Annotated in this window: 1 protein-coding gene; it reads right to left on the minus strand. The window is 38.9% G+C overall.

From position 1 onward, the window contains the following. Positions 1-622 precede the first annotated feature (622 nt). A partial coding sequence (locus D0T87_RS23365) for a hybrid sensor histidine kinase/response regulator transcription factor (protein ID WP_163178548.1) occupies positions 623-2754 on the minus strand: 2132 nt, incomplete at its 5' end.

Consider the following 2754-nt stretch of genomic DNA (forward strand, 5'->3'; position numbering starts at 1 on the left):
ATCTCTGAAGGTCTACAAAAGAGCTCCGAATGTTTTAGGAGGTTTTGAAAGAAAATCAATAGAAAATACAAAGAAAGACGGGGTTAACCGAATGCTTACTAATTAGCAACCTACTTCTGCTTGCTCCCATATTACTTACATGCCCATATTTAAAACTTTCAATAAGATGTTAAAGATAGATGCCAGGCATGTTTTTGAAGCATATGATTGACATTTGAGAGTATATATTAGCGCAATAATTTCTATGTCCGGGCGCTTGGCAGCAGACATTAGAGTGCTCAAGTAAATACATTCGAATGTTCGGCTGTAAACACTTGAACGTTCGGCTGTTTACATCCAAATGTTCAAGTGTTTAAAGAATTTCATTCTATAGGTTTTTATCCTCTGGTAGGTCTATTTTAAACAAAATAATTAAAGTGTGTATTTGTTGGAGTGGGCGTAGTTTGTGTGACTATTTATAACTTATCCTTTTGTTATTAAGGCATTTGAATGAAATATCCTGTAAGTCTGAATCTTTGTGATTTTTGCAAACGTGGTTCTCTTGTCATTTAGCCTTCCCGTTCTACCCTAAGCTCGGGATTTGCGATTACAGTTCCATTCTATTATCAAAATGTCATTTTTATTATTTTTTTTGTTTGTTCCTATACTCTTTAGGAGACATACCATATTGCTTACCAAATTCACGATAGAAATACGATTTATTGCTAAATCCCGAATGAAACATAACCTCCATGGCTGTAAGCTTGGTAGTGATCAGTAATTTAGAAGCATGTTCAAGACGAATGGTTCTTACGAATTCACTCGGTGTTTTGTCTGTCAATTCCTTCAACCTGCGGTAGAGAGAAGCCTTGCTGATTCCCATAAAATCGGAAATAGAATTAGGCCCCAAAGATTCATCCTCTATATTCTGCTCGATGAAAGTAACGATTTGATGCAAGAACTGCTCATCTTCAGAATGTAAAACCACACCATTCTTAATGGTCATCGATGAGCGACTGGAATTGAAGTAATCTTTCAGCATTTGATTCTTGCCTATCAGATTCTCAACCGCAATTAATACATGCCGCGGATGAAAAGGCTTGGGGATATACAAGTCAGTTCCATGTTCGTAAGCATGGATATGATCTTCAATCGAATTCTTGGCCGATATGCTTATAATAGGGATGTGTGCTGTCCGTGGGTCAGCCTTTAATCGGCTCATCAGATTGATACCGTCGAGTTTGGGCATCATTATATCACTGATGATAATATCAGGCATATTCAGTTCCAGCTTCTTTAATGCTTCTTCGCCATCCTCAGATTCCACCACATTATAATAAGGTTTAAGAATATCAGTCAATAATTCGCGGATATTACGCTCATCCTCAATAATAAGAATTGAAATCTCTTTTTTATCTTGTGGTTGTAAAGTATCAGGATAGAGCATGTTTAGCGTTTCCGTATCTTCGGTAACGGTTTTCGCAGTTTCGCTCATTTGCATAGGTGGAATAATAACCCGGAATTCAACATACTTTGCCAATTCGCTACTTACGTCAATTGTTCCGCCCAACAATTCAACCAGACTTTTGGTGAGGTTCAGGCCGATTCCCGTACTTGTTGCGTTTTGCACCTTCGAATTATCGAATATTCTAAACTTGCTGAACAATTGTGATATTTGTTTCGCTGTTAGGCCGTTTCCTGTGTTTCGTATAGTGAATTCGAAAGCCTTATCTTCAAGATTTTGTTTTGCGTCAATATGGATAGCTCCCCCCACAGGCGTATACTTGAAGGCATTAGAAATTAGATTGAATAGAATTTTCTCCAACGAATTGCGATCAGTGATGATGGCCAATACATCCGTTGTACTAATCGTGAAATTGATTTTGTTTTCCTGCGAAATCTCAGTGTAATTATCCGAAATATAATCCACCATCATCTTTATATTCACATTTTCCGGATGTAGTGGTGTATGCCCCGATTCTAGTTTGCGGAATTCCATTAACTCGCTGATCAACTTTTGCATACGATCAGCATTGTTTTTTATGATTTGAATGTAGTGCCTGGTAAAACCATCCAAGTCCGACTTCTCCAGTAGATATTGCGCTGGTCCGTAAATCAAAGTCAGCGGAGTGAAGAACTCGTGAGCCACATTGGTAAAGAAATCCAGACGTGATTCATGTATCTTTTGTTGATGTTCCTTTTCGATATGCTCCAACAAGATTTGCTTACTAAGTCGAACCCTGTTCCGGATTACCGATCGGGTTATGTAAGCAATAATCAACGCCAGAAGCAGATAGCCGATAAAAGCCGGTGTACTCAGCCACCACGGATATGCTACATCCAGCGTGAGAGAGTAGACTTGGCTGCCCCACACCTTGTCACCATTCGTACACCTCACCTCAAGTGTGTATTCTCCCGGAGATAGTTTGGCGAAAACGATATTAGGATTATTCCCATTGTGTATCCATTCATCCGAAGAATTTAGTAAACGATAGTTATACTCACAATTTTCATTATTAATAAAGTCACGGGCAATGAAGGTGAGGCTTATTTGCGATTCATCATTCGATAATTTCAAGTTGCTATCCTTGATTCTTTCCGATATGTTTTGCGATACATTGTCTATCTTCAATGAACTCAAATCAAGCATTGGATCAAAACCGCGCAGATATATTTTGTCGAGTAGGTCAGCCCCATTACTGGGGCTTTCCCCTCTAAGAACCGTACATGAGAGTTTCCCCTCATACGGCTCAAGCAACGCATTGCTATTCTTGC

It is taken from the genome of Bacteroides sp. 51 (assembly GCF_010500965.1).
GTDB lineage: Bacteria > Bacteroidota > Bacteroidia > Bacteroidales > Bacteroidaceae > Bacteroides.